Consider the following 24,667-nt stretch of genomic DNA (forward strand, 5'->3'; position numbering starts at 1 on the left):
TTGCCATCAGCACTCGATAACGTTAACCGCCAGACCGCCGCGCGACGTTTCCTTGTACTTGTCCTTCATATCGCGGCCCGTATCGCGCATGGTCGCGATGACCTTGTCCAGCGACACGTGGTGCTTGCCATCGCTTTTCTGCGCCATGCGGCTGGCGTTGATCGCCTTGACCGCGCCCATGGCGTTGCGCTCGATGCAGGGGATCTGGACCAGACCGCCGATCGGATCGCAGGTCAGTCCCAGATTGTGTTCCATGCCGATCTCGGCGGCGTTTTCCACCTGACGCACCTTGCCGCCGATCGCGGCGGTCAGGCCGCCCGCGGCCATCGAACACGCCACGCCGACCTCGCCCTGACAACCGACCTCGGCGCCGGAGATGGACGCGTTTTCCTTGTACAGAATGCCGATGGCGCCAGCCGTCAGCAGGAATTCGATGACGCCGTCTTCGTTCGCGTTGGGGCAGAAATGGAAGTAGTAGTGGAGTACCGCCGGTACGATGCCCGCGGCGCCATTGGTTGGCGCCGTAACGACGCTGCCGCCGGCCGCGTTCTCTTCGTTGACGGCCAGTGCGTAGAGATTCACCCAGTCCAGAATGGTCAGGGGATCGCGCAGCGAGGCTTCCGGCTGCGCGCGCAGCTCGGCGACCATGGCCGGCGCGCGGCGATTCACTTTCAGGCCGCCCGGCAGGACGCCCGGCGAACGCAGCCCGCGGTTGACGCAATCCTGCATGGCTTTCCAGATGTGCAGCAGGCCGGAGCGTATATCGGCTTCGCTGCGCCAGATTTTCTCGTTCGCCATCATCAGCTGGGCGATCGACAGGTGGTGCTCTTCGCAAAGCGCCAGCAACTGGTCGCCCGAGGAAAACGGATAAGGCTGTTCGCTGGTATCGGCGACGATGCGGTCTTCGGCCGCTTCGTCGGGATTGACCACGAAGCCGCCGCCGACCGAGTAATAGTCGCGGGTGGCCAGTTCGTTGCCTTCGGCGTCGTAGGCCGAAAAGCGCATGCCGTTCGTATGGAACGGAAGCTTCTGGCGCTTGTTGAAAACGAGATCGGATTTTTCGTCGAATGCGATCTCGTGACGGCCCAGAATGCGGATGCGCTTCGTGCCGCGGATGCGTTCCAGCGTGGCCGGGATGGTGTCCGGGTCGACGCGGTCGGGCCATTCGCCCTCGAAGCCGAGCAACACCGCTTTGTCGGTGCCGTGGCCGCGTCCGGTCATGGCCAGCGAGCCGAACAGCTCGCAGCGCACGCGCGCCACGCGGTCGAGCACGCCTTTCTCGTCGAGCCAGTGCTCGGCGAAACGCGCACCGGCGCGCATCGGGCCCACGGTGTGGGACGAGGAAGGACCGATACCGATCTTGAAGAGGTCGAAAACGCTGACGGCCATGGGGGGAATACGGCGGTGTGGGGATAGCCGGGTATTCTACGCCTTGCCGACGCCGACCCCATACACCCGCGCATGCCCGATTTCGTTCTGTTCCAACGCGACGACTGCCACCTTTGCGATCAGGCGCTGGCCCTTCTGGCCAAAGCCCGGCTGCCGGATTTCCACAGTGAGTGGATCGACGACGACGAGGGGCTGGAAGCGCGCTACGGCATCCGTGTTCCCGTGCTGCGCCGTGCGGATGGGGCAGAGCTGGACTGGCCGTTCGACGTGGAAGCCGTGCGGGCGTTCGCGGAAGGCTGACCTGCCGTTGTTTGTTGCAGGAGCGCGCTCCCGCAAGGGCGGTCAGGCGTGACGGGTCTTCAACCGCTTCAGAATCTCCTCCCGCGCTTCGCGCAGGATCGAATCGCGGTCCAGGCTGGCCACGATATCCGCGACAGCGCGTTTCGCGCCGTATTCGCCCCATGACTTGCCCGCGACCAGGTAGCGCTCGGCGGCGCGGCCGATAAGAACGGTCGCATACCAGCCGAGTGCGCCCTGCGCCGCGGCAGTAACCACGACGGAAAGGCCACCGCTCAGTCCCTTCAATGCCGACGCGGCCAGTTGCATGCCCCAGATGGCGCCCATCAGGGCGGCCAGTTGCGCCGAAATCACGGCGACCAGCCGCCCGGACTCGCTGCGGGTCAGCGGCAGGCCATAGACGCGGCTCAACTGAACCACCATGGCCGCATCCAGGCCGGCGGCGACCAGAAGGTCGGCCACCGGCACCGGATTGAGCGCCACCGCGACGCCCTTCGCAAGGCAGTACTGCCTGATGAGGCGACCGGCCAGGTCGCGGCGCGCCGTTGCGATCCGTTCGCTGACCTGATCGGTCAACCGGCCGGCGAACAGACCCGCGTTGACCGACGACAAGGCCTTGCCCTCGCGCTCGGCGATGGCAAGCAGGCGTTCGCGCAAGGCGCGCACATCCGCCGGCATGGCACGTTCGTGTCGTACTTCGCGACCGCGTTCGTCCACTTCGACAAAGACTTTCGGCGAGGGAAGCGCGGCGACGCCGATCACGTCTTCGGGGCGCACGAGGCCTTTCGTATGCTCGCGAAGACGTTCGAGCAAGCCCTCGCGTTCGTCGTCGGTATAGCGATCGATCTTGTTCAGCGCGACGATCAGCGGACGTCGCGTTTCGGCCAGCGTGCGCAGCGCGTCGCGTTCCTCGCGGGTCAGGTCGCCGTCGGCGACGAAGATCACGAGGTCGCTGACTTCGGCGACTTCGAAAGCGAGGTGCTCGCGCTCCTCGCCACCCAGTTCGTTGATACCGGGTGTGTCGATAAGGACCAGCCCATCGTGCGCGGCTTCGTCGAGGCGAGCCGGATTCGCGTCGGTCGTCGTGCCGTGCAGCACGCCTACCGTGAACGCTTCGCGCCGAAGCAGCGCGTTGCCCAGTGCCGACTTGCCCGCCGATACCCGGCCGAACACGGCGACATGCAGTTCACCGTTTTCGATGCGCGCAAGCATGACCTCGATGCGCGCGAAATCGTCTGCCAGGGACGTGCGCACATCGGCGGGAATCGAGGGATCGTCGAGCAGGTCGCGCAGGCTTCGGGCCACACCGTCCGCGGTCGCGGGCGAGGGTGGCGAGGAAGAGGGCGGCGTGCGTGCGCGACTTGCGAAGCCGCGCACGCGATCCCAGAAGGACGGCATGCGTACCTTGCTTACTTCGGCAGCAGCTGGAGGTTGCCGTTGATCTCGACTGCGTCGGCGATCGTGCCGGTGTCCTTGTATTCGCCGCTACCCACGCCGAAGTCCAGGCGCTTGACCGCTCCCTTTACCGTAAGCGTGGCGCCGCCGGGCTTCGGGGTGAACGTCACGATAAGGTCGACCGGTTTGGTCACGCCGTGCAGCGTCAGGTTGCCATGGGCGGTGACGGTGTTGCCGTCCTTGGTGAAACCCGTGGTGACGTAGTGCGCCTTGGGAAATTTGGGGGCATCGAAGAAATCGCTGCCGGGCAGCGCGCCGTCGCGATCGCCATCGCCGGTCGCCGCACTGGCGACGTCCACCGTTACGTCGAATTTCGACGTGGCCAGATTGGCCGCGTCGTAGCTGATCGCCGCAGTGAACTTCTTGAAGGTGCCATCGAACGGCGCCCCCTGGAATTTACCGCTGAAGCCGAGCGTGCTGGCGGGCTGGACACTGTAATCGGCGGCATGCGCGGCGAGGGGCAGTGCGAAGGCGAGGCCCAGGGCCAGCATGGGGCGGAACTTGGACGTCATGGCGTATCTCCGGGTGGGACGGGTGGGGCGGAGCGACGGGCGCGGGCGAAAGGCAGCATGCGGCGCAGCGTATCGTCGCGATCGATCAGATGATGTTTCAGGGCACCGCCGATATGGGCGATGAGTACCAGGCAGAGGAACCAGAACAGGTATTCGTGCACAGACCCCATCAGGTCGGACAGTCCGGGATTCTTTTCCACCAGCGCGGGCAGGTTGAACTGCTTGAAGAATTGCAGCGGATAGCCGTGCGCCGAATTGAACAGCCAGCCGGTCAGCGGCAACGCGACGATCAGCAGGTATAGCAGGCCATGAACCGCATGCGCGGCAATTTGCTGCCACCGTGGCGCCGGCTCGTCGGGCGGGCGGCGGTCCACGGCACGCCACAGCAGGCGCAACAGGAACAGCGCAAGCACGGTGAGGCCGATCGATTTATGCAACGCGAACATGTTGATCTTGTTCAGCGACGGCTTCAGTCCGTCCATCCACAGTGCGAAAAAGCCATTGCCCAGAATCAGCAGCGCCATCAGCCAGTGGAAAAACTTGGTGACCGGACTCCAGCCTGTGGGGTTACTGCGTAGCGCCATGGGCGGCCTCCTTGAGTGACGAAGCGGGTGGTGTTTTTTCGTCCGTGCGGATGGCTTCCGCCTCGATCCAGACGGCGACGCTCTGCCCGATGGAATTCGGATTGCCGGTCATGCCGAATACGGTACGGTCGAGCGTGGTCGTACCGGAGAAGCCGGCCACGGTATGCAATCCGTAAATGGTGCGGCCGACCCGGTTCAGGCGAAAGGCGATATCGATGGGGCGGGTGATGCCGCGCAAGGTCAGGTTGCCGTGCAGCACGCCGTCGCTGTCGCCGCGACGTTCGACACCGGTGCTGACGAAGCGTGCCTGCGGCGACGCGTCGGCGGCGAGAAGATCGGAGCTGCGAACGGCCTTGTTCCATGCGTCGTCGCCCATGTCGACTTTCGACAGGTCGATGGTGAGTTCGGTACTGGAACGCGACCAGTCCGCGTCGTCGAAACGCAAGATGCCGTCGGCGATGGGAAGTCGGCCGAACGGGCGCGAGAAACCGTTGTGGGTCACGCTGAAAACCACCTGGCTGTGCACGGTGTCGTAGCGATAGATCGCCGTGTCGGCCCACGTTGTGCCGGGCAGCGCGAGTGCGGCAACGAGGACGTAGGCAAAACGCATGCGGCGATCCTCCATTCCGGTAAGCATGGGCGAAGAAAACAGTGTGGCCGAAGGCGGGCGGTCATGCCAGCGGGGGTAGGGGGAACGGATTGTTCGCCGAACGATAGCAACCTGAACAGCCGGGTTCTTGTAGGAGCACCCTCGTGGATTGTAGGAGCTTGCTGGCGAGCGAAAGCCTATGAAACGAGGAAGCCTGACGCTCACATCCGCAAGCCCGGCCGTCTGGCTGCGTATGCAGTCCACATCGTCGCCGCTCCGTTGGCTTTCGCTCGCAAGCGAGCTCCTACACCGCATCTTTGTTACGTAACGCGTCGCTGGTCAGCGCGGCCAATCGGCGTAGCCGCGAGCCATCCGCATCCTGCAGCAGGTCTTTCATCCGGTCCGTCGCGTCGCGCTGGTCCAGGGTCTGGCATTGGGCCAGCGATGCGGCCAGCGCCTTGCCCAGGCTGTCGAAAATCAGCGCATAGGCGAACGCGTGCAGGACGCCGCCGCCCAGCGTGCCCAGGCCGGGGAACGCCTTGAGCGCGTTGCCTGCGATAGCAAGGACGATGGACGTCCCCGTACGCAGGGTTAGCCGTGCCTGGCGGACGAGTTCTTCGACCTGGACGTCACTGACCCGCACGTCGTAGAGGGCGGCCAGTGCCCGCACGAGTCCGGCTGCGAGCACGCCCTGGATCAGCAGGTCGCTGCCGGGCGCCACGGCGGCCATGGCGCCGACGATGGCCCGGCGCGAGTAGCGCGTGACAATGCGGGAGGCTTCCGCGGCGCGTACTTCGGCTTCGCGCTCGCCGGTTTTCTGGTGCAGCCCCGCCAGGACCGCGTTCTGCCGCTGCGCCTCAAGGCCTTCGGTACCTGGCGCGAGAACGCGATCCAGCGCGTCGTAAAGCGGGGCAAGCTGCGGGCGTCGCCGGCGCTGCACCTGTTCGATCGTCCCGTCCGCCAGTTCGCGGGTGAAACGCTCGGTGCCGCCGGCGCTGATGGCGATCACCGTATCCGGAATCCCGTCCGCCTGCGTGCGCAGCCGTGCGGTCAGGGTCGCGCGTTCGGCGTCCGTCCACTGGTCGGCCTTGTTGAGCGCCAGCAGCATGGGTTTCCCGAAGTCGCCAAGCCAGCGCACGTCGGCGGCCTGGGTGCGGGACAAGTCGCCGGCACAGAGGTACACGACGGCATGTGCGCGCAGTGCTTCGTCTCGGGCCATGCGCTCGACCGCTTCGCCGTCCGCCTCGTGGCTGCCCGGTACGTCGGCGAGGGTCAGCGGGCGCCCGTCGGGAAGCTGGCCTTCGTAATGGCCGACCTCCCGGGTGGTGCCGCCAAGCACGTCGGACGGAGGCGAGGCACCCGGACACAACGCGGCAACAAGGCTCGACTTGCCGGTGGAGATGTCTCCGAACAGGGCGACGTATACGCGCTCGCCAGTGCGTCGACGGTCCAGTTCCCTCAGTTCGGCCGTCAGGTCCCCGGTGTCGCCGCCCAGCCGGGAGACCGCTTCGATACGCGTTTCCAGGGTCGACCGGTCCGGGGCGCTGACCGGCCGTCGCGCGGGGCGTCGGCCGAACAGCCACCACAGCATGACGCCGCCCGCGAGCAGGAAGATAGCGAGGATGACGGCGATAACGATGCGCAGCGCTTCGGGCAGCGTCATGTAGCGCTGCGCCAGGCTCAGCAGGCGATCGAACGCGGCCAGGACAAGCCAGGCGAGGGCCGCCAGGCCGATGGCGGAGATGAGCAGACGCATGCGTCGGGACATGGCCGCATTCTAGCCGGCCCTTGTGTCGGATTAGCCCTACACGATCCGGCGTGGCATGATCGGGGCCGCATAAGGAATTGCAGAATCATCATCATGCACGCCACGAGATGGATGCTCGTCGCCGCAGCCGCGCTTTTTGCCTCGCGGTCTCCGGCAGACATCGCGCCGCCACAGCCGACCCCCCAGTTCCGCAGCTACAGTCTTGGTCAGGGCCTGCCCAGCAGCGAGGTGCACGCCGTCGCCCAGGACCGGACGGGGTATATCTGGGTCGGCACGGCTGCCGGTCTGGCCCGTTTCGACGGCGTCGAATTCGAAGTCCACGCACGCGATGTATCGCGTCCCGGTTCGCTGCCTTCGAACCGGTTGTCGACGGTCTTCGTGGATGCCGCCGATCAGGTGTGGACAGGCGGCAAGGATACGGGTCTCAATCGGTACGATGCATCGGCAGGTACGTTCCGGCAGTGGCATCACGATCCGGTGGTCCCGGGTAGTCTTTCCGAAGACCATGTCACGGCGATCGCGCAGACGCGGGACGGTGTCATATGGGTCGGCACGGCACGCGGCGGCCTTCAGCGCCTGCGCAAGGACGAGAACGGGTTCGATCGCCCCCCGCGCGAACTGGGCGCTACGGACGGTCCGCCGATCGATGCGATCCGCAGCCTTTTCGCCACGGCGGACGGCGGATTGCTGGTCGGGAGCGATGCGGGGCTGGAGCGCGTCGGTGCCGATGGCCGTATACGCCGGGTCGTCTTCGAGAACGGCATCTCGCCGCGGGTCAATCGCATCGACGGCGACGAGCGCGAGGTGCGTATCGCCACGGATACCGGGCTCTATCGTCTGGTCGACGGCGTTGCGCGTCGCGATATGCGGATTCCTGCCGTGGCGATCGATGCATCGCTGAACGACACGCACGGCATGCTCTGGGTCGCGACCGCCAAAGGCCTGCACGTGCTCGACCGGTACGGCCGCCTGGACCTGATCGAAGGGGCATGGACCGCGAAAGGCGGTTTGCCGGGACGGACCGTGCGCCAGATCATGGAAGATCGCGAGCATGGTGTGTGGTTCGCGCTCAGCGACGGCGGCCTTGCTTACCTGGGCCCCTCGTGGGACGACTTCACGCGCTTCACGAACATTTTTACCGACACGCATGGTCTGCCCGGACTCGCGGCGACGGCGGTCGCCGCACAGGGCGACGACAAGCTGTGGATCGGCGGACTGCGTGGATGGATCGGTCTTTTCGATCCGGCGACGGGAACCGTCGAACGTGCCTGTGCCGTCGGCTCCGTGCGTGTCGAGGCGCTACGCCAGACCGACGATGGCCGGCTGTGGGTCGGGACGAGCGCGGGTCTGTATCTGAATGACAAACAGCGCGTACGTCGCGTGGCGCCGGGACAACTCCGCGGCGCGGTGACGGGTATCGTCGCCCGTGGCGACGGAACGCTTTATATTGCCTCGTCGATCGATGGTGTTTTCGAGGTCGATACGCGGTCGCTTACAGCCACCCCTCTTTTTTTCCAGTCCCCGAGGCGTGGTCAGAACGAAACGCGCGAACTGACCGTCGTGCAGGGAAAACTCTGGCAGGTGAGCTCGGCCGGGCTCGCTCGTCTGGACGATGCGACGGGGCAGATGCGCTTCGTCGACGGCGTGGTGCCGGGACGCGCTAACGCGGTGGAGCTCGACGAGGAAGGCTTCTGGCTCGCGCGGCCCGATGCCCTCGAGCACTATCGCTGGAAGGGCGAGGTCGCGATGCTGGACAGGTCGATCGTGACGAACGAAGGCTGGCCGTCGCCGGATGTGCTCGGCTTGCGGCTGGATGCACTGGGACGGTTGTGGATCTATGCGCACACGGGTGCGTGGCGTTTCGATCCTTCGACATCGCGCTTCCGGACATTCGGTATCGCCGACGGACTGGCCAGCGTGGAGTTCACGGCGGGCGCCACCGTCAAACTGCGCGACGGCACGGTGTATGGCACGACGCTGGGCGGCGTGGTGGGTTTTCGTCCCGACCGGCAAAGCGATCACGTGAAACCTCCACCCGTACTGCTGGTCGATGCCAGCGTCGCTCGCGATGGCTCGCGTATCGCCCTTCCGCTGGGTAGCGGAACCATCGTTCTTCGCTGGGACGATCGCGACTTGCGAATACGTGCGCGTACGCTTTCCTATAGCAGTCCCGCGCGTAACTGGCACGAATTCGTATTGACGAATCGCGACGGCGCGCGACTTTCCCGTACCGGCCCCGGAGGAGTGCGGGAGTTCGAATGGCTGGCGCCGGGCTTCTATTCGCTGCACGTGCGCGGCGGCGGTGGCGACAGCGACATGGGCGAACCGGCGAAGCCCCTGACGATCATCGTCGACGCGCCGCCGTGGAACCGGTGGTGGGCCTGGACGCTCTACCTGGCCTGCGGACTCGCTCTTATGCTGGGCCTGGCGACCATCGCGCACCAGCGCCAGCGGCGGGCCATGACGATGCGACTGGCGCAACAGCAGAGTGCGCTGGCGGTCGAAGCCAGTCAGGCCAAATCCGAATTCATGGCGACGCTCGGCCACGAACTGCGCACGCCGATGACGGGCGTGCTCGGCATGGCCGAGCTGCTTGCGCAGACATCGCTGGATGCCGTGCAGCACGGCTATGTCAACGCGGTGCGGCGTTCGGGGACGCTTTTGCTCCGGCTGATCAACGAAACGCTCGACCTCACGCGCATCGAAGCGCGCCGGCTCGTACTCGAATCCGAGTGTCTCCCGGTACGCGCAACCGTCAGGGAAGTAGTCGACCTGGCTGCCGCTGCGGCGAGGGAAAAGCATCTGGTGCTGGACGCCAGCGTGGCCGGCGAGGTACCCGAACGTATTCGCGGCGATGCCACGCGCATTCGCCAGATACTGCAGAACCTGCTCAACAATGCCGTGAAATTCACGGATCGGGGTGGCATCGCCGTCGCGGTATCGCGACAGGCCGGCAATATCGTGTTCGACGTTTCCGACACGGGACACGGATTGTCCGACGAACTTCGTTCGCGATTGTTTCGCCGCTTCGAACAGGGGGCGTCGCCGCAGCGCAAACAGGGGGCGGGGCTGGGACTGGCGATCTGTCGCGAACTGACCACTCTGATGGGTGGCAGCATCGAAGTGGACAGCACGCTCGGTCGAGGCAGCCGTTTCAGGGTGCGGTTGCCGCTGACCGAATGCACGTGCGCGCCGCCCGCCCCGGCGTTGCCGTCTTGTCAGCCAGTGTCGGGTCGACGTCTTCGGGTGCTGCTGGTGGAGGACGATGCGACGGTCGCGGAAGTCATCGTCGAATTGCTGCGGCGGCGCGGACACGAGATCACCCATGCGAGCGATGGACTGGCGGCTTTGACGGAACTTGCGTGCCGCCCTTACGACCTGATGCTGCTCGATCTCGACCTGCCGCGCATCGACGGATTCGAGGTCGCGCGCATGGTCCGGCGAATGGATGGCATGGAACAGTTGCCGATCGTGGCTGTGAGCGCTCGCTCGGTGGGCGACGAGGCTAGCGCCACCCGTGCGGCCGGGATCAATGGCTTCGTCCGCAAACCGATGAGCGGTGCGGATCTCGACGCCGTGCTCGAACCTCCCATGTGAGGAAGGGCTGGACTGCGCGAAGGCCTACACGACAGCATGGCGGTCGCCTGCTCGAAAACGGCTGCGATTCCTGCGCTTGCTCAGATTTTTCGGGCAGATCCCGATTGCGCACGTGTCATCATCTGGCTCGCATAAGGAATTGCGCATGCCAAGACTGTTACCCACGAACAGGATGTTCGCGCTTGCCTTCGGGCTGATCGCATCCGGGCCGATTTCATCCGGATCGATCCCGCCCGCGCCTGCCGTCGATGTTTCGGCGCCGCGACCAACACCGCAGTTCCGGAACTATGGTCTTGCGCAGGGGCTTCCCAGCAGCGAGGTCTATTCCGTTGCGCAGGATAGCCGTGGCTTTTTATGGATCGGTACGGCTACGGGTCTCGCACGATTCGATGGTGTGCGATTCGAGACGCGAGCACGCGATGGCAGCGGTCCGGCAGCAACATCCGCCACGACGGCGCTGCTCGTCGACAGCAACGGTCGCGTGTGGACGGGATCGGGTAACGGACTTCAGCGCCACGATGTTTCCGAGAACCGGACGCGGCGCTGGCAGCACGATCCGGACGACACGAGCAGTCTCTCCGACGACGATGTGACGTCGCTGGCGCAGACGCTGGATGGCTCGCTGTGGATTGGCACGGCGCAGACGGGGCTCAATCGCATGCGCGCCGACGGTTCCGGCTTCGAGCGTTTCGGTCGCGGCCATGCCGGCGACGGCCCCGCTTCCGACATCGTCACGTCGCTCTTCGCGGGCATCGACGGTCGCCTCTGGATAGGGAGCCCCACCGGTGTCGACGTGATGGACATCGACGATCGCTTTCATGCGGTCCGCTTCGCTGATGACGGCCCCCATCGCGTCAATCGCATCGATGGCGATCCGTCCGGTCCGCGCATTGCGACGGATCGCGGGCTGTACCGGGTGGATGCGAACGGGGTCGCGCATCGCGACAACCGGTTACCCGCCGTGCCGATAGACGCGTCGCTTGCCGACAGTCACGGTCTGTTGTGGGTTGCGACGGCGATGGGGCTCCATTTGCTGGATCGCCATGGCCGTGTTCATCCGCTACCGGCGCTGTGGACCGCGCGAGGCGGTTTGCCGGGACGCACCGTGCGTCAGATTCTGGAAGACGACGAGCACGGGATATGGTTCGCACAGAGTGACGGAGGACTCGCCTACATCGGTCCCTCCTGGGACGACTTCACCCGCTTCAGTCACATTCCTACCGATGCGGCCAGTCTGCCGGGTCGAACGGTAACCGCCATCGCGGCGCATGGCGGCGACCGGTTATGGGTTGGCGGCATGCGTGGCTGGATCAGGCGTTTCGATCCGGTGACGGGGCGAGCCGAAGGAACGTACGACGTAGGTACGTCGCGTATCCAGGCGCTGCATGAAGGGGCCGGCGAACGGTTGTGGGTGGGAACGGCCAATGGCCTGCACCTGCGCGAATCGGGACAGGTGCGCTCCATCGCGCCGGGACGCATCGATCGCGCGGTCACGGCCATCGCGGAAGTGCCCGACGGCCGCGTGTTCGCGGCTGTCCTGGCGCGTGGCGTATTCGTCATCGATCCGCAGTCGCTTGCGGCCAGTCGCGTGACCTTCGCCGTGCCCGCGCGTGGAAACACGGAAACGCTTCAGCTCGAATTCGTCGGGGGCAGACTCTGGCACGCCAGTACCGCGGGGCTGGCGCGTTGGGATGACGCAACGGCCACCCTGCGACCCGTCGACGGTGTGTCGAAGGGCAGGGTGAATGCCTTCGAACTTCACGAGGGTGGATTCTGGCTGGCCAGACCCGATGCCCTCGAGCATTACGCGGTACGGGACGGCGTGGCGGTCCTCGACCGTGCCGTGACGGCGGCGGATGGCTGGCCATCGCCCGATATCCTCAATCTGCGGCTGGATTCGCTGGGCCGTCTATGGGTGTATGGGCCGACCGGCGTCTGGCGCTTCGATCCCGGCACGGGCCGGTTTCGCCCCTTCGGCGAGGCGGACGGTCTTTCCAGCGGCGAATTCACGAACGGCACCACGGTTATGTTGCCCGACGGCACGATGTACGGCGCCACGCTGGGCGGGCTGGTCGGATTCCGCCCCGACCGGCAAAGCGATCACGCGCAGCGGCCACCCGTGGAAGTGGCGGGAGCGAGTGTCGCCAGAGGAGGCGCGCGCGTGGCGTTGCCGATCGTCGACGATACGATCCGGCTGGGCTGGAACGACCGCGACGTTCGTATTGCCGCGCGGGTGTTGTCCTATGTCGATCCTTCCGCCAATAGTTATACGTTCTCGCTGGAGACGGCCGGACATGCGTCGTCCCTGTCGGTCGGCGCTGCGGGGATCCGCGAATTCGCGCACCTCGGTGCCGGTACTTATCGCCTGTCCATCTCCGGCGCCGCACGCGATGGCGTTCGTGGCGAGCTGGCACGGCCTCTTACGATGATCGTCGACGCGGCGCCCTGGCTGCGCTGGTGGGCATGGACGTCGTATGTGCTTGTCGCGCTTGCCATCGTGGCGGCGTCGGTCGTGGCATCGCGCCGGCGCCTGCACCAGTCCCTGTCGCTGCAGTTCGCCGACCAGCGCAGGCGTCTGGCCGAAGAAGCCAACGAAGCGAAGACGGATTTCATGGCGACGCTCGGGCATGAAATCCGTACGCCGATGACCGGTGTACTCGGGATGGCCGAACTGATGGGGCTCACAGCGCTGACCGATACCCAGCGAAGTTATGTGGACGCCTTGACCCGGTCGGGCGAACTCCTGTTGCGACTGGTCAACGAGGCGCTGGATCTGACCCGCATAGAGTCGCGCCGGCTGGTACTGGAAACCACGTGTCTTTCGACGCGGGATATCGTGGCGGAAGTGGTCATGCTTGCCCGCGTGTCCGCGCGGCACAAGAACCTCCTGCTGGAAAGCAGCTTTTCCCCGGATGTTCCCGGACACATTCGCGGCGATGGCACGCGCATCCGCCAGATACTGCAGAACCTGCTTGGCAACGCGGTCAAGTTCACGGATGCAGGCGCAGTGACACTGGCCGTTTCGCGCGATGCCGATCATCTGATCTTCGACGTAACGGATACGGGGCCTGGCATTTCCGATGCCTTGCGTACGCGGCTGTTTCGTCGTTTCGAGCAGGGTGCGTCGCCACAGCGTGCGCTGGGATCGGGGCTCGGTCTTTCCATCTGTCGCGAGCTGGCCTTGCTGATGGGCGGCGGGATCGACGTCGTGCCGGGAGTGGAGGGCGGGACGCGTTTTCGGGTGCGCTTGCCGCTGGCCGAGTGTTCGTGTGGCAACCATTCGCCACGGGCCGCCGGGCTCGCGCATGACGATACGCCAACCCCCATCTCCGTCCTGATGGTCGAGGACGATCCCACCGTGGCCGATGTCATCGGCGGTCTGCTGCGCGAGCGCGGCCATGACGTCACGCATGTTGTCGATGGCCTTGCGGCGCTGGCGGAACTTCCCTGCCGACGTTACGACCTGATGCTGCTCGATCTGGATCTGCCGGGTATCGACGGCTTTCAGGTCGCGCGGCTGGTCAGACGGATGGATCACTACGCCACGTTACCCATCGTTGCCGTGAGCGCGCGATCGATAGGCGACGAAGCGGACGCGACGCGCGAGGCGGGCATGAACGGGTTCGTACGCAAGCCAGTGCGGGGCACCGATCTCGACAGAGTGATTGCGCAATGGAGTCACGCGGCGGCATAGGTTGCCGCCGCGCCTTTCACATGTCGTGCTTGGTGACGGTGAAACCGCCACGCTTGTAATCCTGCCAGCGAACGCGAGACCCGTCGCGTTCGGCGGGGTCCGCGGCGACGACTTCCAGCACGCGGTCGTACTGGCCGGGGGCGCAGGTGTCGCGCAGGTTGATGACCAGGGGCCGGTCCGCCGTGTCGACACCGGGCGGCACGATGAGTACCGCCGTGGCCTCGTCGTCGTCGTCGCCCGCGAGCTGGTGCGGAACATAGGCGTCTTCATCGAACGACCAGAGATATTCGTCCACCGCCTCGGCCTGCGGAAAGTCGCGGGTGAGGATCAGCGTGAGCTGACCCGCCGCATGGGCGCGGCGGGCAAGCTCGCAGACGAGCAGCAACGGGTCCTCGCGAAAGCGAGGTTTGTCGATAAGGTAGAAATCGGCGCGACGCATGGCGGCTGCCTGCGCTTAACCGTTGCAGCGATCGAGAAGCCACTGGGCCAGCAGCGGCACCGGACGGCCTGTCGCCATGCCCTTGCGGCCTTCGTCCCACGCGGTGCCGGCGATATCCAGATGCGCCCAGCGCTGGCCTTCGGTGAAACGCGCGAGGAAGCAGCCGGCCGTGATCGCACCTGCGTACTTGCCGCCGATGTTCGCCACGTCGGCGAAGCCCGAGTCGAGCTGGCTCTGGTAGTCGTCCCACAGCGGCAGGCGCCATGCACGGTCGAGTGTGGATTCGCCCGCGGCGAGCAGTTCGGCCGAGAGGTCTTCATCTTTCGTCATCAGGCCGCTGGCGTGCTTGCCCAGCGCGACGACGCAGGCGCCGGTGAGCGTGGCGGCGTCGATGATGGTGTGCGGCTCGAAACGCTTGCCCGTGTAGGTAAGCGCGTCGCAAAGGATCAGACGGCCTTCGGCGTCTGTGTTCAGTACTTCGATCGTCAGGCCGGAAAGACTGGTGAGCACGTCGCCGGGACGATAGCTGGCCCCGTCGGGCATGTTCTCGACAGCCGGGACCACACAGACGAGGTTCAACGGCAATTTCATGCGCACGGCGGCCACGAAGGCACCGAGGACGCCGGCGGCGCCGCACATGTCGAACTTCATTTCTTCCATGCCCGGGCCGGGCTTCAGGCTGACGCCGCCCGTGTCGAACGTGATGCCCTTGCCCACGAAAGCGTACGGACGCTCGCCGGCCTGCCCGCCGTTCCACTGCAGGATGACCAGTTGCGGCTCATTGGCCGAACCGCGTGCCACGGCGAGCAGGGAACCGAAGCCCTCTTTTTCCATCGCCTGCTGGTCCAGGACCTCGAAGGTGACGCCTTCGTTCGCATCGGCGAACGCGCTGGCCTGATCGGCGATGTAGGCCGGATTGCAGATATTTGGCGGCAGGTTGCCGAGTTCGCGGGCGAAACGGACGCCTTCGGCGATGGCGCGGGCCTGGTCGAGGCCGGCCGTTGCCTCGCCCGGCGCGACGAAGGTCACCGATTTCAGTTCGTGCGGAGGAGCCTTGTCACGCGGCTTGAACGTGGCGGTGTAGCGATAGGCGGCGTGGTCGGTCGCCAGCGCGGCAACGCGAACGCGCCAGGCCGCATCGCGGCCCGGGACCTCGATTTCGGCCAGCCAGGAAACCGCTTCGTCCACCGGCAGGCGGCCGATGGCACGTGCGCCTTCCAGGCAAACGCGCTGGTAGCGGGCGGCATCGAACGACTTCTGGGCGCCGAGGCCCACGACGAGCACGCGTTTGGCGGCAATGCCGGCCGGATGGAGCAGGGTGGTGACCGCGCCGGTCTTGCCGGTTACGTCGCCGCTTTCGACCAGCCGCTTGATGGCTCCGTTGGCTGCCGTGTCCACGCGCGCCGCGGCGCTGGTCAGGATGCCATTCTCATAGACACCGACCACCGCGACGGCGGTTTCGGCTGATTCGGGAGCGATGGAACCGAGGCTGAACTGAAGCGTCATAATTACGTACCCTGCTAAAGCCCTCCGGGGGCCGGACAGGCTAGACTTGAGGTTTGTCGGCCGGAACCGGCCCGGCATGAACCGGTAATTCTACCAAATGCTGAGCATCCTAGACCGATACTTCCTTCGCGAGCTCGCCTATGGCGTGTTCGCCACAGCCGTCGTGCTGCTGGTGATCTTCGCCGGCGGCGCGTTTGCGACCGTGCTTCAGAAGGTAGCCAACGGCAGCATCCAGCCGACCATCATGTTCCAGGTCCTGGGCCTGCAGATGGTCGATCTCCTGTCCATGCTGCTGCCGATGTCGGCTTTCCTGGGAACCCTGATGGCCCTGGGACGCATGTATCGCGAGAGCGAAATGCACGTGCTGGCGTCGTCCGGCATGGGTCCGCGCGGCATGCTCCGTCCGGTCACGCTGCTGGCGGCCATCACCACGATCGCGGTCGGCACCGTATCGCTCTGGCTCGGCCCGCTGGCCTCGCGTACCAGCGACCAGCTGATTGCTGCTGCCAACCGTTCGGTCATCGCGGCCGGTCTCGACGCCGGCCGGTTCACGGAGCTGCCCGGCAAGGGCGGCATCATCTTCGTGGATACGCTCAGCCGCGACGGTACCAAACTGGGCAAAACCTTCATCGCCACCGACCGCGTCGATTCCAACGGGAATCCGCAGGTTCGCGTCGTCAATGCCGAACATGGGCAGATGTATCAGGAAAGCGACGGCGAGAGCCGCTTCCTGGGTCTTTCCAATGGCTGGCAGTTCGAAATCCCGCTTGCCGGCGACAACTGGCGCCGCATGAAGTACGAGCGCAACGACATTTCGCTGTCCACGGTGGGCGAGGACGATCAGGACACCGACCCGTCGCACGAACTGACCACCGCGCAACTGATCACGAGTCGCGAGCCGGATGCCCTGGGCGAGTTCGTATCGCGCGTGGCCGCCCCGGTCAGCACGCTGGTTCTGATGATGATGGTGTTGCCGATGTCCCGGCAGGCGCCGCGCGACGCTCGTTATGGGCGCCTGCTGATCGCGGTGCTGGCTTATTTCCTCTACGTCATCTGGCAGCTGATCGCCCGCGCGCAGATACTGAAGGGCCACCTGCATACGTCGGCACCGATCTGGGTGTTGCATCTGGCGGTGTTCGCCGTCGCCGCGTGGTTCTTCTGGCGACAGTACACGCCGCGCCGCGCCGCGAAGAGGGCCGCCTGATGTTCGGCATCAAGCGCGCCGACCGCCTTATCGGCATGAGTGTCCTCGGGACACTGCTCCTCGTCTGGCTGGTGTTGACGGGCTTCGATGCGCTGACGCAGTTCGTCCGTCAGCTCGGCAACATCGGCAAGAACGGCTTCACGCTGTACGACGCCATTGCCTACATCCTGCTGACCATTCCGCGGCGCATGTACCAGATGTTCAGCAACGCCGCCCTGATCGGCGGCCTGCTCGGCCTTGGCGGCCTGGCGGCCAGTGGCGAACTGACCGCGCTGCGCGCCGCCGGCATGTCGAAGCTGCGCATCGCTACCTCGGCGGCCGGTGTGATCGCGGTGCTTACGGTGGCGGTCATCGTCATGGGCGAGACCGCCGCGCCTTATGGCGACCAGCACGCGCAGGCCATCCAGGTGCGCATGCGTTCGAGCAATCTCGGCGCGACAAGCAGTGGCTTATGGGCGCGCGACGGAAAACGGTTCATCAATGCCAAGTCCGCGATCGCGACGCAGGAAGGCGAGCGCGATACGGTCAAGCTGGTCGACGTGCGCGTATTCGAATTCTCGGACGATGGACAAGTGAAACAGTTCGCGCACGGCGACAGCGCCGTGCACGACGGCAATCAGTGGGTGATGACGAACGTGCGCACGACGACGCTGGATGACACCGGTACGCATGCGCGGCACGAGGACACGGCACGTTGGGATTCGCATCTCAATCCGCGTGTGCTGGAACAATCGGTCATTCATCCCGAATATCTGTCGATGAGCGACCTGCGGCGCAACATGCGCTATCTGGAAAACAACGGACAGAATCCCGGCGCGTACGCGGTGGCGTACTGGGGCCGCGTGCTGTTCGGTTTCAACGTGCTGATCCTGGTGTTGTGCGCGATGCCCTTCGCCTTCGGTTCGCTGCGTTCGGGCGGACTCGGCAAACGCCTGTTCATCGGCATCATCCTGGCCATCGGCTGGTACTTTCTGCAAGGCGCGATGGTGAACTTCGGCACTGTTTACGGCATGCCGCCGTTGCTGGCGAACCTGTTGCCGCCGTCGTTGCTGGTGGCCGGAGCATTGGCTTACTTCCGGCGATTCGGATAAATCCGAAAGGATGTTCGCAGGCAGTCGTTTGCTGTGGTTGCGCAGGCTCTGCAGGAAACGGCATGCTGTCCGCGAGTGCCGTTCCTTTATGGTCCGGGGGTGGCATCTCCCCTTGTGTAAGACTATCCAAGCAATCGCCTGACCATGGACTCGTAGACGAACGCTCCCTCGGACGGATGCTGATAGCCTGACAGGACAATCTTCGTTTCCTGTATTTCCAGGCCGTACAGAATCTGTCCCTTCGCACCGAGATTCACTTCGGTGAATCCGTTGCCGTCGCCAAAGGTGGCATCGAGCCTTCCCGAAGCAAGATACCTGCCTACGACAGGGACTTCCGTCGCCTGGGTCCCGGCGACGATAAAACGCCCTTTGTCGTCGATGCATACGTTATTCAACGCCCAGATATGCGGTGGCGTCACCACGAGTTTGCCGTCGTTGAAATCGTTCGCTGGACGGCCGTTCTGATCGAGGCGGAACAGCAGCCCCCCGCTGCTAAGGTCCTGTGTCGACGACGCGTTGCGCTGTTGCCCCGAAAACCCGTCCACCTGGCGCATGGGCGGTGTCTTCTGGGATTTTACGTCAGAAAAGTACGTCCCGGCGCCGACCAGGCCGCCGTCAGGGAGGCACCTCAACTTATAGGTACTGGTGCTAGCCGTGTTCGCATCACCGTAATCTAGGGTGATGCGCCCGGAGTCACCAAAACTCATGTCAGGTTTGCCGTCCGCATGCAGTCGTCCGATGGTCGAGAATCCCCCATCTCCGGCGATGGCTAGCGTGATTTTCCCGTCGGGGCCGATCGCTGCGCTGCCGATTTGTCCGCCGTAGCGTATGGGGAACGGAACAACGAGAAAGCCTGTGCTGTGGAAATCGGTATCCAGATTGCCTTGTTGTGTAAGTTTGATAAGGATGGCTTCGAGGTTTCCATCCTTTTTCAGGACGCCCCCGGCGAGAAGAAAGCGTCCGTTTTCCAGGGGCAGGGCAAAAAGATCCTGCAGGATGAGATCGCTGCCGACCGATGGTTTTACGATGCCGTTGTTGCCGAATGCCTTGATCGGTTGACCGTTGGACGAGAAGAGCGCAAGCGCCGGTTCGAATAGGTTCGTATCGACGTTGTTGATGGTCCCGTTCAGAAGAATGTTGCCATCGGAGAGCGGTACCGGCAGATGGCCACGGCTCCCGTATTTCTCCTGGAATATACCCAGCGACATACCGTCAGTGCCAAATGTCGGATCGACGCCGCCGTCGGCAAGTAGCCGGATAATGCCGAATTTCCAGATAAGTCCGTTGTCCTGCCTGCACGAGAAGGCGACTAGCAGGCGGCCATCGGGCAAGGTGGTTACGTCTCCTGTCCGTACACTTGGATGTCCCGGTACATGCAGTGTTGTCGTTCCCGCGTTGCCGAAGCTTGTATCGATATCGCCGGCATTTCGCGGTTTCAGGGTGCTGTTCGATGCCATGTGATCTCCCTTCGCCCGCCAATATAGTCAGGCGGGAATATGGCATGGAGACAGGTTACCCGGCATCAGCTATTCGGCGTAGGCGCATACCGGTTCAATTCGTTGCCCGTACACAGGCGATGGAGGACGTTGTAAACGGCGCGATCGTCAAAGCCTATGTCATTTGACGAATGTACGAAGAAGCCGTTGCATCCCGCTCGGTCAGGGACAATGCGTCGAATGGAGCGTAAGGGAGTTTTCCTTCGGCCGCATCATTCCAGGCGCTGTGCCTGATCACGCATCGCGTTGGCTTGAGCATTCCAGTCGGCGATGCGCTGACGTTCCTGCGCGACGACTTCAGCCGGTGCGTTGGCAACGAAGTTCGCATTGCCCAGCTTGGCTTCGCACTTGCGCACTTCGCTTTCGACGCGCGCGATTTCCTTAGCCAGACGGGTTTTTTCGGCATCCACGTCGATAAGGCCGGCTAGGGGAATCAACACGCGCAACGTGCCGACCACGGCCACGGCAGCCGCCGGTTCGTCGCTACCTTCGATCCACGTTGGTGTATCGACACGGCCGAGGAACGCGATCTGCGCGGCGAATTTCGCAGCGCGGGCACGATCCGTATCGGTACCGTCGGCGAGCAGCAGCGGAATCGTCTTGCCCGGCGAGATGTTCATTTCCGAACGGATGCGGCGCACGCCCGTCAGTACGGATTTCACCCATTCGACTTCCGCCTCGGCGGCGTTATCGCCGGCGATGTCGGTCGCTTCCGGATACGGACGCAGCATGATCGTGTCGCCTTCGATACCAAGTATCGGGCGCACGTTCTGCCAGATTTCCTCGGTGACGAACGGGATCATGGGATGCAGCGCGCGCAGCAGGGTTTCCAGCACCACGGCAAGCGTATGGCGGGTGGACGCGGCTGCCGCGGCGTCGTCGCCGCTGAGCGCGGGCTTGGACAGTTCGAGGAACCAGTCGCAAAAATCGTTCCAGGTGAATTCGTACAGTGCCTGCGCCGCGAGGTCGAAACGGTAGAGATCCAACTGGCTCTTCACTTCGCCCAGCGTGTTGCGCAGGCGGGTGAGAATCCAGCGCTCGGCTTCGGTCGCGGGCGAAGCGACCGGCGCGACCGCGCCTTCGCCAAGATTCATCAGCACGAAACGCGACGCGTTCCATAGCTTGTTGCAGAACGCCTTGTAGCCGGCCGCGCGTTCCAGATCGAACTTGATGTCGCGACCGTGCGTGGCGAGCGACGCGAACGTGAAACGCAACGCATCGGCACCGAAGGCGGGAATGCCATCGGGGAATTCCTTGCGCGTCGCCTTTTCGATCTTCTCGGCCATCTTCGGCTGCATCAGGCCACGCGTACGTTTGTCGACCAGTTCGTCCAGCGTGATGCCGTCGATGAGGTCGAGCGGGTCGAGCACATTGCCCTTCGACTTGGACATCTTTTGCCCGTCCTTGTCGCGGACCAGACCCGTGACATACACGTCGCGGAACGGCACCTCACCCGTGAAATGGTCGGTCATCATGATCATCCGGGCGACCCAGAAGAAGATGATGTCGAAACCGGTGACGAGCACATCGGTCGGCAGGTAGCGATCGAAACCGAGCGCCTTCTGCGCGTCGGCATCCGGCCAGCCGAGCGTGGAATGGCTCCACAGCGCCGAGCTGAACCAGGTTTCCAGCACGTCGTCGTCGCGGCGCAGCGCGCCGGTATAACCGTTCGCCGCGGCGCGCTCGCGCGCTTCGTCGTCGGTGCGGGCCACGACGATGTCGCCGGCGTCGGTGTACCACGCCGGGATGCGGTGACCCCAGGTCAGCTGGCGGCTGATGCACCAGTCCTGGATGTTGCCGAGCCAATGGCGGTAGGTGTTGATCCAGTTCTCGGGCACGAACTTCACGTGACCCTGCTCGACGATCTCGAGGCCGCGCGCCGCGAGAGTGTCCATGCGAACGAACCACTGCCACGTAAGGAACGGCTCGATGACCTGGCCGGTGCGGTCGCCGCGCGGCACCTGTAGTTTGTGCTTCTTCGTCTCGACGAGGAACGTCTGTTCTTCCAGGTCGGCGAGTACGGCTTTGCGCGCCACGTAGCGATCGAGGCCGCGGTACTTCTCGGGCGCGTTGTCGTTGATCTTCGCCTCGTCGGTGAAGATGTTGATCATCGGCAGGTTGTGACGCTGGCCGATGGCGTAATCGTTGAAATCGTGCGCGGGCGTGATCTTCACGCAGCCGGTGCCGAAGTCCTTCTCGACGTAATCGTCGGCGATGATCGGAATCTCGCGATCCGACAGCGGCAGTTTCAGCATGTGGCCGACGAGGTGCGCATAGCGCTCGTCTTCCGGGTGCACGGCGACGGCGACGTCGCCCAGCATGGTTTCCGGACGCGTGGTCGCGACGACGAGTTCGCCCGAACCGTCGGCCAGCGGATAACGGATCGACCACAGCGAACCTTCTTCTTCCTCGCTGACCACTTCGAGGTCGGAGATGGCCGTCTTCAGCACCGGGTCCCAGTTGACCAGCTTCTGGCCGCGATAGATCAGCCCTTCCTCGGACAGGCGCACGAAGGTCTCGACGACGGCCTGGGACAGGCCTTCGTCCATTGTGAAACGTTCGCGGGTCCAGTCGCCGGAGACACCCATGCGGCGCATCTGGCGTCCGATCGTGTCGCCCGATTCGGCCTTCCACGTCCACACGCGATCGATGAACGCTTCGCGGTCGAAGTCCGAGCGCTGCTTGCCCTCGGCGTTCAACTGGCGCGTGACGACCATTTCGGTCGCGATGCCCGCGTGGTCGGTGCCTAACTGCCACAGCGTGTCGAAACCGCGCATGCGGTGGTAGCGGATCAGCGTGTCGATGATGGTGTGCTGGAACGCATGGCCCATGTGCAGCGTGCCGGTGACATTCGGCGGCGGCAGCATGATCGTATACGGCGTTCCCTTGCCCGAAGGCTTGAAATAGCCATTGGATTCCCAGCGGGAATACCACGACGACTCGATCTGGCTGGGCTCGAAACTCTTGTCCATGCGGTGCTCTTGGCTGGCGCCGGCTTGCGGGCGCGTAAAGACCTTGCATTGTAGGGCCCCCGGCCGGGCGGTGCCAAAAAGGGCGCCCTCGGCGATACTTGGCCCATGACTGAACACGACGTAGCCGCGCTGCTCGGGGCGGAAGGCCCCTTTGCGCGCGAAGTGCCCGGATTCGCGCCACGCGAGGCGCAGCAAAGGATGGCGGCCGCCGTGGCCGAGGCCATCGACGGGCGGGACTTGCTGATCGCCGAGGCCGGTACGGGCACCGGCAAGACCTTCGCCTATCTGGTGCCCGCACTGATATCGGGGCGCAAGGTCATCGTTTCCACCGGTACCAAGGCCTTGCAGGACCAGCTGTTTTTCCGCGATCTGCCGCGCGTGCAATCGGTGCTGGGTAGCCGGATCAGGAGCAGCCTGCTCAAGGGCCGGGCCAATTATCTGTGCCTGTACCGCCTGGACCAGTCGGTGCGCGAGGGGCATCACGATCGCGTGCTGGCCTCCCAGTTGTCGACGATCCGGGCGTGGTCCGCGCGCACACGCCGTGGCGATCGCATGGAGCTGGCGGACATCCCCGAGGATTCGCCGGTCTGGCCGCGCGTCACGTCCACGTCGGAGAACTGCCTGGGCACCGAATGCGCGTTCTTCGACGACTGCCATGTGGTGAAGGCGCGTCGCGAGGCCATGGAAGCGGACGTGGTGGTCGTGAACCATCATCTGTTGCTGGCCGATCTGGCGCTGAAGCAAGAGGGGTTTGGCGAAATCCTTCCGGGCGCCGACGCGTTCATCCTGGACGAAGCCCATCAGATTCCCGAGCTTGCCGGACAGTTCTTCTCGCAGAGCATCAGTGCGCGCCAGATCGTCGATCTCGCACAGGACGCGCTGGCCGAATGCCAGGGTATTACCGGCGCCATGGGGTTGCTGCTGGAACCGGTCGAAGCGCTCCAGGACATCGTCAAGCGCGTTCGCCTCGCTATGGATTCGCTGCCCGCCAAGGGTTCGTTCGGCGAGCTGGAACGAAACGAAACCGCGCACGACGGTCTGACCGAATTGCGCGACGTACTCGCCGCGCTGGCCGATCTGCTCGGCGCGCAGGCGGAGCGGTCGCGCGGTCTGGCGAACGCATTCGAGCGGGCGCAGATGCTCAGCATGCGCCTGGACCGTATCGTCGAAGAACACTCCGACGCCGACGTGCGCTGGTACGAAACCTGGCCGCGCGGCTTCGCGCTGCATGCCACGCCGCTGGACCTCGCCTCGCCGTTGCGCGCCATGCGCATGGCGACGGACGCGGCGTGGATCCATACGTCCGCCACGCTGTCGATCGCGGGCGACTTCCAGCACTTCGCCCGCCAGCTGGGCATCGAAGACCCGCGCACGCTCAGCCTGGAAAGCCCGTTCGACTACGCCCGCCAGGCGCTGGCATATCTGCCGCAAGGGTTGCCCGATCCGGCGGCGCGCGACTATACCGACCGCGTCGTGGAAACGATCCTGCCCGTGCTGGAATCGTCGAACGGACGTGCATTCCTGCTCTTTACCTCGCACCGCGCGTTGCGTCGTGCGGCCGAACTGCTGGAAGGCCGTGTGCCCTGGCCGTTGTTCGTGCAGGGCAGCGCGCCGCGTCATCGCCTGCTGGAAGAGTTCCGCGCCAGCGGCCACGGCGTGCTGCTGGGGGCGGCCAGTTTCTGGGAAGGCGTCGACGTCGCGGGCGAGGCACTCAGTGTCGTGGTCATCGACAAGCTGCCCTTCGCGACGCCGGACGATCCGGTGTTGCAGGCGCGGCTGGAAGCACTGGAAAACGCGGGCATCAATCCTTTCATGGGCTGGCAGGTACCTACCGCCGTCATTGCGCTGAAGCAGGGCGCGGGGCGGCTCATCCGCGACGTGCACGATCGCGGCGTGCTGGTGCTGTGCGATCCGCGACTGATGACCAAGGGCTACGGCAAGCTGTTCCTCGCCAGCATTCCTCCCATGCCGCGCACACGTTCGCTGGACGACGTGAAGTCATTTTTTGCCGAAGACGTCACCGCGGACGCCTGATTCGCCTGCATTCCGCCCGAAACCCGGCCCGGCCACGGCC

The 24,667-nt window shown here is 64.7% G+C and carries 16 protein-coding genes; 6 read left to right on the plus strand and 10 right to left on the minus strand.

Annotated features, from left to right (window positions below):
- Positions 1 to 6: 6 nt before the first annotated feature.
- On the minus strand, positions 7 to 1,389 hold the full coding sequence (locus tag AC3IR3_RS04440) for an L-serine ammonia-lyase (protein ID WP_489195802.1): 1,383 nt from the start codon (positions 1,387 to 1,389) through the stop codon (positions 7 to 9).
- A gap of 72 nt (positions 1,390 to 1,461) precedes the next feature.
- Here AC3IR3_RS04440 and AC3IR3_RS04445 point away from each other — a divergent pair, with 72 nt between their 5' ends.
- Entirely contained in the window at positions 1,462 to 1,689 is a 228-nt protein-coding gene (locus AC3IR3_RS04445) for a glutaredoxin family protein (protein ID WP_489195803.1), read from the plus strand.
- Between the two features lie 42 nt (positions 1,690 to 1,731).
- On the opposite strand, the gene AC3IR3_RS04450 is transcribed toward AC3IR3_RS04445, so the two are convergent.
- The 5 genes from AC3IR3_RS04450 to AC3IR3_RS04470 form a co-directional block, all read right to left on the minus strand.
- Positions 1,732 to 3,084 carry a DUF697 domain-containing protein gene (locus tag AC3IR3_RS04450; protein ID WP_489195804.1) on the minus strand — a complete coding sequence of 451 codons (1,353 nt, stop codon included), beginning with the start codon at positions 3,082 to 3,084 and terminating at the stop codon, positions 1,732 to 1,734.
- Between the two features lie 11 nt (positions 3,085 to 3,095).
- Positions 3,096 to 3,653 (minus strand): YceI family protein, encoded by a 558-nt coding sequence (locus AC3IR3_RS04455; protein WP_489195805.1) that lies wholly within the window; start codon positions 3,651 to 3,653, stop codon positions 3,096 to 3,098.
- On the minus strand, positions 3,650 to 4,237 hold the full coding sequence (locus AC3IR3_RS04460; RefSeq protein WP_489195806.1) for a cytochrome b: 588 nt from the start codon (positions 4,235 to 4,237) through the stop codon (positions 3,650 to 3,652). The genes AC3IR3_RS04455 and AC3IR3_RS04460 overlap by 4 nt, the downstream gene beginning before the upstream one ends.
- Complete coding sequence (locus AC3IR3_RS04465) at positions 4,221 to 4,847, minus strand: YceI family protein (protein WP_489195807.1); 627 nt, start codon at positions 4,845 to 4,847, stop codon at positions 4,221 to 4,223. The genes AC3IR3_RS04460 and AC3IR3_RS04465 overlap by 17 nt, the downstream gene beginning before the upstream one ends.
- 283 nt (positions 4,848 to 5,130) lie before the next feature.
- Positions 5,131 to 6,594, minus strand: a complete 1,464-nt coding sequence (locus AC3IR3_RS04470; RefSeq protein ID WP_489195808.1) for a GTPase — start codon at positions 6,592 to 6,594, stop codon at positions 5,131 to 5,133.
- A gap of 93 nt (positions 6,595 to 6,687) precedes the next feature.
- On the opposite strand from AC3IR3_RS04470, the gene AC3IR3_RS04475 reads away from it, so the two are divergent.
- Together AC3IR3_RS04475 and AC3IR3_RS04480 are read left to right on the plus strand one after the other, a co-directional pair.
- The gene (locus tag AC3IR3_RS04475; RefSeq protein WP_489195809.1) at positions 6,688 to 10,191 is read left to right on the plus strand and encodes a hybrid sensor histidine kinase/response regulator; all 3,504 of its coding nucleotides are present in this window, start codon (positions 6,688 to 6,690) and stop codon (positions 10,189 to 10,191) included.
- 145 nt (positions 10,192 to 10,336) lie between these two features.
- A complete protein-coding gene (locus AC3IR3_RS04480; RefSeq protein WP_489195810.1) occupies positions 10,337 to 13,885 on the plus strand; it encodes a hybrid sensor histidine kinase/response regulator in 3,549 nt (1,182 codons plus the stop codon).
- Between the two features lie 16 nt (positions 13,886 to 13,901).
- Here AC3IR3_RS04480 and AC3IR3_RS04485 read toward each other — a convergent pair whose 3' ends face one another.
- Together AC3IR3_RS04485 and AC3IR3_RS04490 are read right to left on the minus strand one after the other, a co-directional pair.
- Positions 13,902 to 14,324 carry a DNA polymerase III subunit chi gene (locus AC3IR3_RS04485; RefSeq protein WP_489195811.1) on the minus strand — a complete coding sequence of 141 codons (423 nt, stop codon included), beginning with the start codon at positions 14,322 to 14,324 and terminating at the stop codon, positions 13,902 to 13,904.
- 15 nt (positions 14,325 to 14,339) lie between these two features.
- Positions 14,340 to 15,830: a leucyl aminopeptidase gene (locus AC3IR3_RS04490; RefSeq protein WP_489195812.1), complete on the minus strand. Its 1,491-nt coding sequence runs from the start codon at positions 15,828 to 15,830 to the stop codon at positions 14,340 to 14,342.
- 97 nt (positions 15,831 to 15,927) lie between these two features.
- On the opposite strand from AC3IR3_RS04490, the gene lptF reads away from it, so the two are divergent.
- Together lptF and lptG are read left to right on the plus strand one after the other, a co-directional pair.
- Positions 15,928 to 17,034, plus strand: a complete 1,107-nt coding sequence (gene lptF, locus AC3IR3_RS04495) for an LPS export ABC transporter permease LptF (protein ID WP_489195813.1) — start codon at positions 15,928 to 15,930, stop codon at positions 17,032 to 17,034.
- Positions 17,034 to 18,125 carry an LPS export ABC transporter permease LptG gene (gene lptG / locus AC3IR3_RS04500; RefSeq protein WP_489195814.1) on the plus strand — a complete coding sequence of 364 codons (1,092 nt, stop codon included), beginning with the start codon at positions 17,034 to 17,036 and terminating at the stop codon, positions 18,123 to 18,125. The genes lptF and lptG overlap by 1 nt, the downstream gene beginning before the upstream one ends.
- Before the next feature lie 122 nt (positions 18,126 to 18,247).
- Here the strand turns inward: lptG and AC3IR3_RS04505 are convergent, their stop codons facing one another.
- Both AC3IR3_RS04505 and AC3IR3_RS04510 read right to left on the minus strand, forming a co-directional pair.
- Positions 18,248 to 19,582, minus strand: a complete 1,335-nt coding sequence (locus tag AC3IR3_RS04505; protein ID WP_489225036.1) for an NHL repeat-containing protein — start codon at positions 19,580 to 19,582, stop codon at positions 18,248 to 18,250.
- A 251-nt stretch (positions 19,583 to 19,833) separates the two neighbouring features.
- A complete protein-coding gene (locus tag AC3IR3_RS04510) occupies positions 19,834 to 22,593 on the minus strand; it encodes a valine--tRNA ligase (protein WP_489195816.1) in 2,760 nt (919 codons plus the stop codon).
- A gap of 105 nt (positions 22,594 to 22,698) precedes the next feature.
- Here AC3IR3_RS04510 and yoaA point away from each other — a divergent pair, with 105 nt between their 5' ends.
- Entirely contained in the window at positions 22,699 to 24,627 is a 1,929-nt protein-coding gene (yoaA, locus tag AC3IR3_RS04515) for a DNA repair helicase YoaA (RefSeq protein ID WP_489195817.1), read from the plus strand.
- Positions 24,628 to 24,667 lie beyond the last annotated feature (40 nt).

The sequence above is a fragment of the Luteibacter sp. GL_149 genome, from assembly GCF_057834065.1.

What these genes read in the sequence shown, in the direction of transcription:
- AC3IR3_RS04490 (WP_489195812.1), bottom strand. Translation starts at nt 15,830, where the DNA reads ATGACGCTTCAGTTCAGCCTCGGTTCCATCGCTCCCGAATCAGCCGAA.
- AC3IR3_RS04475 (WP_489195809.1), top strand. Translation starts at nt 6,688, where the DNA reads ATGCACGCCACGAGATGGATGCTCGTCGCCGCAGCCGCGCTTTTTGCC.
- AC3IR3_RS04465 (WP_489195807.1), bottom strand. Translation starts at nt 4,847, where the DNA reads ATGCGTTTTGCCTACGTCCTCGTTGCCGCACTCGCGCTGCCCGGCACA.
- AC3IR3_RS04440 (WP_489195802.1), bottom strand. Translation starts at nt 1,389, where the DNA reads ATGGCCGTCAGCGTTTTCGACCTCTTCAAGATCGGTATCGGTCCTTCC.
- lptG (WP_489195814.1), top strand. Translation starts at nt 17,034, where the DNA reads ATGTTCGGCATCAAGCGCGCCGACCGCCTTATCGGCATGAGTGTCCTC.
- AC3IR3_RS04480 (WP_489195810.1), top strand. Translation starts at nt 10,337, where the DNA reads ATGCCAAGACTGTTACCCACGAACAGGATGTTCGCGCTTGCCTTCGGG.
- AC3IR3_RS04510 (WP_489195816.1), bottom strand. Translation starts at nt 22,593, where the DNA reads ATGGACAAGAGTTTCGAGCCCAGCCAGATCGAGTCGTCGTGGTATTCC.
- AC3IR3_RS04505 (WP_489225036.1), bottom strand. Translation starts at nt 19,582, where the DNA reads ATGGCATCGAACAGCACCCTGAAACCGCGAAATGCCGGCGATATCGAT.
- AC3IR3_RS04470 (WP_489195808.1), bottom strand. Translation starts at nt 6,594, where the DNA reads ATGTCCCGACGCATGCGTCTGCTCATCTCCGCCATCGGCCTGGCGGCC.
- AC3IR3_RS04455 (WP_489195805.1), bottom strand. Translation starts at nt 3,653, where the DNA reads ATGACGTCCAAGTTCCGCCCCATGCTGGCCCTGGGCCTCGCCTTCGCA.
- AC3IR3_RS04450 (WP_489195804.1), bottom strand. Translation starts at nt 3,084, where the DNA reads ATGCCGTCCTTCTGGGATCGCGTGCGCGGCTTCGCAAGTCGCGCACGC.
- yoaA (WP_489195817.1), top strand. Translation starts at nt 22,699, where the DNA reads ATGACTGAACACGACGTAGCCGCGCTGCTCGGGGCGGAAGGCCCCTTT.
- AC3IR3_RS04460 (WP_489195806.1), bottom strand. Translation starts at nt 4,237, where the DNA reads ATGGCGCTACGCAGTAACCCCACAGGCTGGAGTCCGGTCACCAAGTTT.
- AC3IR3_RS04485 (WP_489195811.1), bottom strand. Translation starts at nt 14,324, where the DNA reads ATGCGTCGCGCCGATTTCTACCTTATCGACAAACCTCGCTTTCGCGAG.
- AC3IR3_RS04445 (WP_489195803.1), top strand. Translation starts at nt 1,462, where the DNA reads ATGCCCGATTTCGTTCTGTTCCAACGCGACGACTGCCACCTTTGCGAT.
- lptF (WP_489195813.1), top strand. Translation starts at nt 15,928, where the DNA reads ATGCTGAGCATCCTAGACCGATACTTCCTTCGCGAGCTCGCCTATGGC.